A 6,478-nucleotide genomic window follows, 5' to 3' on the forward strand; every position below is an offset into this window, starting at 1 on the left:
CTCACCGCCGCCCCGAGCTGCGCAAACACCGGATGCCCGTCCGGGTGGCGGATGACTTCGAGCACGTCTTCGAGCTTGCGTGCCTGACGGGTCATCGGTTCGAGCTTGTCGGTGTCCGGGACCTGCAGCCAGATGCGGCTGCGGGCGCCGTCGCCAAGCGGCAGGCAGATGATGCCTTCGACGTTGCAGGCGCGGCGGGCGAACAGGCCGCAGACGTGCGACATGACGCCGGGGTGGTTGTTGACGGTGAGTTCGAGCACGGCCAGCGCGGCGGGCACGGTACGGGTGGCATTCATGGTTCAGCCTCCGATCATGTCGGTGTTGGCGGCGCCCGGCGGCACCATCGGGTAGACCTTTTCCTCCAGCCCGATCGTCGCGTGGATCAGGCAGGGACCGCGTTCGGCGAAGGCCGCGGCGAGCGCATCGGGCACGTCCGGTTCGGCGTCGAGATCGATGGTGCGGATGCCGAAGGCCTGGGCGAGGCGCACGAAATCGGGCTGGCCGCGGAACACCGAGGCGTTCAGCCGGCCGCCGTAGAACAGCGTCTGCTGCTGGTGCACGAGGCCGAGCGCGCCGTTGTTGAACAGCACGATCTTCACGTCGAGGTCCTCCTCGGCGAGCGTCGCGAGTTCCTGGATGTTCATCAGGATCGAGCCGTCGCCGCTGAAGCACACGACCGGGCGCTGCGGTTCGGCGAGCGCGGCACCGATCGCCGCCGGCAGCCCGAAGCCCATGGTCCCGAGTCCGCCCGAGGTCAGCCACTGGCGCGGACGGTCGAGCGGATAAGCCTGCGCGGCCCACATCTGGTGCTGGCCGACATCGGTGGTGACGATCGCGGCCGGGCCGGCGGCGCGTGCCGTCGCGCGGATCAGGCCGTAGTGGTGGCGCGGGTTGTGGCGACCGTCGAGCTTCAGCGGGAAGTCGCGCTTCAGCTCGCCGATGCGCGCCAGCCACGCACGGCGATCCGCCTGCGCGCCGAGCCGCGGCAGCAGCCGGCCGAGCACCTCGCGCACGTCGCCGTTGAGCGCCACGTGCGCGGTCTTGATCTTGTCGAGTTCGCTCGCGTCGATGTCGATATGCACGATCGCCGCGTTCGGGCAGAACTCGGCGACCTTGCCGGTGGCGCGGTCATCGAAGCGCGCGCCGACCGCGATCAGCAGGTCGCATTCGGCGAGCGCGAGATTCGTGCAGCGCGCGCCGTGCATGCCGAGCATGCCGAGCTGCAGCAAGTGCGTTTCCGGCAGCGTGCCGAGCGCCATCAGCGTCATCACGGTCGGCAGGCCGGCGGTTTCGGCGAGTTCGCGCGCCAGCGGCGCGGCGCCGGCATGCACGACGCCACCGCCGAGGTACAGGATCGGGCGCTGCGCCTGCGCAATCAGCGCCAGCGCGGCCGCGAGCGCGGTGTCGGCCGGCTGCGGCGCCGGTTCGGCGCAGCCCGGCTGCGGCCATTCGTCGAACTCGATGGTCGCGTTCTGGATGTCCTTCGGCACGTCGATCAGCACCGGCCCCGGGCGGCCGGACAGCGCGATGCGGAAGGCCCGCGGCACCACGTCGAGCAGTTCCTCGACGCTATCGACGAGGAAGTTGTGCTTGGTGATCGGCACGGTCAGGCCGTAGGTGTCGACCTCCTGGAAGGCATCGGTGCCGATCATCGCGCTCGGCACCTGACCGGTGATGCAGACCACCGGGATCGAGTCGAGGCGGGCATCGGCGATCGCCGTGATCAGGTTGGTCGCGCCCGGACCGCTGGAGGCCAGGCACACGGCCGCCTGACCGCTGGCGCGCGCCATGCCCTGCGCGATGAAGCCGGCGCCCTGCTCATGGCGGGTCAGCACGTGGCGGATCTGCGTCGAGGCGCCGAGCGCGTCGTACAGCGGCAGGATCGCGCCGCCCGGGATGCCGGCGACGGTCGTGATGCCCTGTCGTTCCAGCAGGCGGATGATGAGTTCGGCGCCCGTCATCTTCATGGTCTGCGTACTCCGTCGTCACAAGTGGCGTTGCGGGGGCTCGGGGCCGGCCGGGACGGGGAGGACGCAGAAACGAGAACCCCCGCCGGCCTGTCGCGGCCGGCGGGGGTTCTGGGGTTCGGAGGAAACTGCCTCGACGCTCAGACCCGGGCGGACGCGACCGCGTGCGCTACCAGTACCAGGCTTACGCGTACGACGACGGCCGCGAGAAGGCTTTCGCGGTCGTGACGGGCGTGGGCAGGCAGGCGGGCGGCGGTCATGGCTCGGGTGTTTCGCAAGGCGGTGGCCGTTTCGGGACGCGCACTGTAGCCGCGACGGCGGGCGCGAGGCAAGCCGGAAATCGGCGCGGCCGGCCTTGGGGTTTCAGCCGAGGCCGCGCGGCGCATCGGGCCGCGGTCGCGACACGCTGGCGACGGCGCGCGGATGCGGGCGCGGCAGGTGGCGGGCGACCGTCTGCAGCGTGCGCGCGAGGCGCAGCACGATCATCAGCCGCGCCAGCCAGCCGGCGGCCGAGGGTTCGTCACGACCGGCACGATCCTCGCGGCCCGGGCGCCGGCGCGGTTTCGGCTTGCCGCGCGCCAGATACAGCAGCAGGGCGCCGGTGCCGAGCAGGATCGGCGTGCGGTGCTCGGCGACGAAGGTCACGGCCCGGTCGACGGTCGCCGTGTGCGCCAGCCAGTCGTCGCCGGCTTCTGCCAGCGCCGAACGGCCGGCCTCGGAGCGCGCCAGCAGCCGGGCCTTGCGCTCGAAACGGGCGAGCTGCGCCGGCTTCATGGCTGCGGCCCGCGCCCGCGCAGGCGGTCGAGGTCGGCCGCGAGCTCGGTGCGCGTCGCGATCAGCAGCGGGTGACGGCCGCGCCTGGCGATCCAGAGCAGGCACAGGCCCAGACCGAGCAGCCCGGCGCCCCCGACGCCGGCGATCGCAAGCAGCCGGTGCGTGTCCCAGAACAGCACGATCACGAACAGCGCCGTGCAGCCGATCGCCAGCGCCGCGCACATCAGCGCGATGCCGGCAACGATGCCGATCTGCACGAGGCGCTCGCGCTCCTCTTCGAGCTCGAGCGCGAACAGCGCCAGTCGGGTCTCGATCAGCCCGAGCAGCGCGGTCAGCACGCCGCGACCGGCGCTGTACACCGAGGCGGCGGGCCCGGCGCGCATGCGTCAGCCCTTGCGGCTCAGCAGCAGGCCGGCGATCAAACCGATGCCGGCGCCGATGCCGATCGCCTGCCAGGGGTTCTGGCGCACGTAGACATCGGCCTGGCTGGCGAGGTCATGGACGCGATCCTGCGCGCCGCGGGCGTTGGCCTCGGCCCGCGCGCGCGCCGAGGCGAGCGCGGCCTCGGCGCGCTGACGGACCTCGGCGTAGCGCTCGCTGCCATCGGCAGCGGCGGCCGCGGCGAGCCCTTCGAGCGCGGCGATCAGGTTGTTCCATTCATCGGCGACGCGGTCGGCGGACTGGGCGGTTTGTGAATCCTTGATGGACATGGGCGTGACCTCAACGGGCAAGGGGGCCGGGCTGTCCGGCGCCGTGGTGGCGCGGCATCGGCCGTGGTTAATGCGACAGCGTAGAAAGGGAATCGGGCAGTGCAAGCCGGCGCTTCGACATTTGCGTGCATCCTTTCAGGAAACACGTCCGAAGCACGCTCCGGTTTCGTGGTTCCGCAGCCACCGGATGCTTATTCAATTACACAGCCGGTCACGGAAATTCCGTAACCGGCTGCAAGGCATTACGAGGTCAGTGTCCGGTCGAAACCGGTCTGCGGATCGGACCCGACGGCGGCCGGATCGTTCCGCGGATCGCCACTGACGGCCTGGAGCGCGGCTCAGGGCACCCGCGAACGGCCGAAGATCAGCGACAGCACGAACAGGATCAGGAACAGGAAGAACAGTATCTTGGCGATTTCGGCAGCGCCGGCGGCAATGCCGGTGAAGCCGAGCACGCCGGCGATGATGGCAACGACGAGAAAGACAATCGTGTAGTGCAGCATGATTCGCTCTCCGGGCCTGTGGCTCTTATGAGGTAATGACGTGACCGGACCGTAATGCTCAGGCGCCATGGTCGTGTCACTGGCAAATGACCGGAGCGAATGCGCAGCAGTTCCATTCATTGCGTGCATTGCGCAGACTTTTTTTGAACCGCATGAATGATCCTGTCTGCGCCGAGGCAGAAAATCATCACCTGTAAGATCATCGGCGTGCATTCAGCCGGCGGCGGCCGGGCCGTGCGATGCCGCCGCACCCGCCCGCGCCGCAGCCGTCCGGACGCACGGCAAGCCTGCGATCCACCGGCTGATTTGCCCTGCCCGGGCGGCACGGACACAATGCGCGGTCCTGTTTCCCGAGCATCCCCCGCTGGAGCCCTCCGATGACCGACCGTAGCGACCGCCTGCGCGAACTGCTGGAGCAGCGCATCCTGATCCTCGACGGCGCGATGGGCACGATGATCCAGCGTCACAAGCTCAGCGAGGCCGACTACCGCGGCGCGCGCTTCGCCGACTGGCCGCGCGACCTCAAGGGCAACAACGATCTGCTGGTGCTGACGAAGCCGGAGGTGATCCGCGGCATCCACGCCGCCTACCTCGAAGCCGGCGCCGACCTGATCGAGACCAACACCTTCAACGCCACGCGCGTGTCGATGGCCGACTACGGCATGGAAGACCTGGTGCCGGAGCTCAACCGCGAGGCCGCGCGTCTGGCGCGGGCGGTGTGCGACGAGTACGCGAGCCCCGACAAGCCGCGCTTCGTCGCCGGCATCCTCGGCCCCACGTCACGCACGGCCAGCATCTCGCCCGATGTCAACGATCCGGCCGCGCGCAACGTCACCTTCGACGAACTGCGCACCTGCTACGTCGAGGCCGCGCGCGCGCTGGTCGAGGGCGGGGCCGACATCCTGATGGTCGAGACCATCTTCGACACGCTGAACGCCAAGGCCGCGTTGTTCGCGATCGAGGAACTGTTCGACGAACTCGGGCACCGCCTGCCGGTGATGATCTCCGGCACGATCACCGATGCCTCCGGGCGCACGCTGTCGGGCCAGACCACCGAAGCCTTCTACCACTCGCTGCGCCACGTGCAGCCGCTCAGCTTCGGCCTGAACTGCGCGCTCGGCCCCGACCTGCTGCGCCCCTACGTCGCCGAGATGGCGCGCGTCGCCGAGTGCTTTGTCTCGGTGCACGCCAACGCCGGGCTGCCGAACGAGTTCGGCGAGTACGACCTCGAACCGGCGGCGATGGCCGTGCAGGTGCGCGAGTGGGCGGAGTCGGGCTTCGTCAACGTCGTCGGCGGCTGCTGCGGCACCTCGCCGGATCACATCCGCGCGATTGCCGGCGCCGTCGCCGGCCTGCCGCCGCGCCGGCGGCCGGAGATCGCGCCGGCCTGCCGGCTGTCGGGGCTGGAGCCGTTCACGATCACGGCGGATTCGCTGTTCGTGAACGTCGGCGAGCGCACCAACGTCACCGGCTCGGCGGTGTTCAAGCGCCTGATCAAGGAAGGCAACTACACCGCGGCGCTCGATGTCGCGCGCCAGCAGGTCGAGGCCGGTGCGCAGATCATCGACGTCAACATGGACGAGGGCATGCTCGATTCCGAAGCGGCGATGGTGACCTTCCTGAACCTGATCGCCTCGGAGCCGGACATCTCGCGCGTGCCGGTCATGATCGATTCCTCGAAGTGGGAAATCATCGAGGCCGGTCTCAAGTGCGTGCAGGGCAAGGCCGTCGTCAATTCGATCTCGCTGAAGGAAGGCGAGGCGAAGTTCATCGAGCAGGCGAAGCGCGTGCGCCGCTACGGCGCCGCCGTCATCGTCATGGCCTTCGACGAGACCGGTCAGGCCGACACGCTGGCGCGCAAGCGCGAGATCTGCGCACGTTCGTACCAGGTGCTGACCGAAACCGTCGGCTTCCCGGCCGAGGACATCATCTTCGACCCGAACATCTTCGCGGTCGCCACCGGCATCGACGAGCACGCCAACTACGCCGTCGACTTCATCGAGGCGACCGGCTGGATCAAGGCGCACCTGCCGCACGCGCTGATCTCCGGCGGCGTCAGCAACGTCAGCTTCAGCTTCCGCGGCAACAACCCGGTGCGCGAGGCGATCCACTCGGTGTTCCTGTACCACGCGATCAGGAACGGCATGTCGATGGGCATCGTCAACGCCGGCCAGCTCGCGATCTACGAGGACATCCCCGCCGAGCTGCGCGAGCGCGTCGAGGACGTGATCCTCAACCGCCGCAGCGACGCCACCGAGCGCCTGCTCGAAGTTGCCGAGCGCTACAAGGGCGACGGCAGCAGCGGCGCGGCGAAGAAGGAAGACCTCGAATGGCGCGGCTGGCCGGTCGGCAAGCGCCTGGAGCACGCGCTGGTCAAGGGCATCGACGAGTTCGTCGAGTCCGACACCGAAGAAGCGCGCCAGAGTTTCGAGCGCCCGATCCAGGTCATCGAAGGCCCGCTGATGGACGGCATGAACGTCGTCGGCGACCTCTTCGGCGCCGGCAAGATGTTCCTGCCGCAGGT

General features: G+C 69.4%; 7 protein-coding genes. 1 reads left to right on the forward strand and 6 read right to left on the reverse strand.

Annotated elements, in window-relative coordinates; genetic code table 11:
- The 6 genes from ilvN to PKE44_RS13300 all read right to left on the reverse strand — a co-directional run.
- Window positions 1-296, reverse strand: a 296-nt coding sequence (ilvN, locus tag PKE44_RS13275) for an acetolactate synthase small subunit (RefSeq protein ID WP_324551970.1), incomplete at its 3' end; no start/stop codon positions are given.
- A 3-nt stretch (window positions 297-299) separates the two neighbouring features.
- Entirely contained in the window at window positions 300-1,967 is a 1,668-nt protein-coding gene (gene ilvB, locus PKE44_RS13280; RefSeq protein WP_324551972.1) for an acetolactate synthase large subunit, read from the reverse strand.
- 363 nt (window positions 1,968-2,330) lie between these two features.
- Window positions 2,331-2,741 (reverse strand): YqjK family protein, encoded by a 411-nt coding sequence (locus PKE44_RS13285; protein ID WP_324551974.1) that lies wholly within the window; start codon window positions 2,739-2,741, stop codon window positions 2,331-2,333.
- On the reverse strand, window positions 2,738-3,124 hold the full coding sequence (locus PKE44_RS13290) for a phage holin family protein (RefSeq protein ID WP_324551976.1): 387 nt from the start codon (window positions 3,122-3,124) through the stop codon (window positions 2,738-2,740). Before PKE44_RS13290 ends, PKE44_RS13285 begins: the two co-directional genes overlap by 4 nt.
- Window positions 3,125-3,127: 3 nt before the next feature.
- A complete protein-coding gene (locus tag PKE44_RS13295) occupies window positions 3,128-3,451 on the reverse strand; it encodes a DUF883 family protein (protein ID WP_324551978.1) in 324 nt (107 codons plus the stop codon).
- A 338-nt stretch (window positions 3,452-3,789) separates the two neighbouring features.
- The gene (locus PKE44_RS13300; RefSeq protein WP_324551980.1) at window positions 3,790-3,954 is read right to left on the reverse strand and encodes a DUF1328 family protein; all 165 of its coding nucleotides are present in this window, start codon (window positions 3,952-3,954) and stop codon (window positions 3,790-3,792) included.
- Between the two features lie 377 nt (window positions 3,955-4,331).
- On the opposite strand from PKE44_RS13300, the gene metH reads away from it, so the two are divergent.
- Window positions 4,332-6,478 (forward strand): methionine synthase (gene metH, locus PKE44_RS13305; protein WP_324551982.1); only part of this gene is annotated, 2,147 nt, incomplete at its 3' end.

The sequence above is a fragment of the Plasticicumulans sp. genome (genome assembly GCF_035331805.1).
In the GTDB taxonomy this organism is placed as follows: Bacteria; Pseudomonadota; Gammaproteobacteria; order Competibacterales; family Competibacteraceae; genus Plasticicumulans.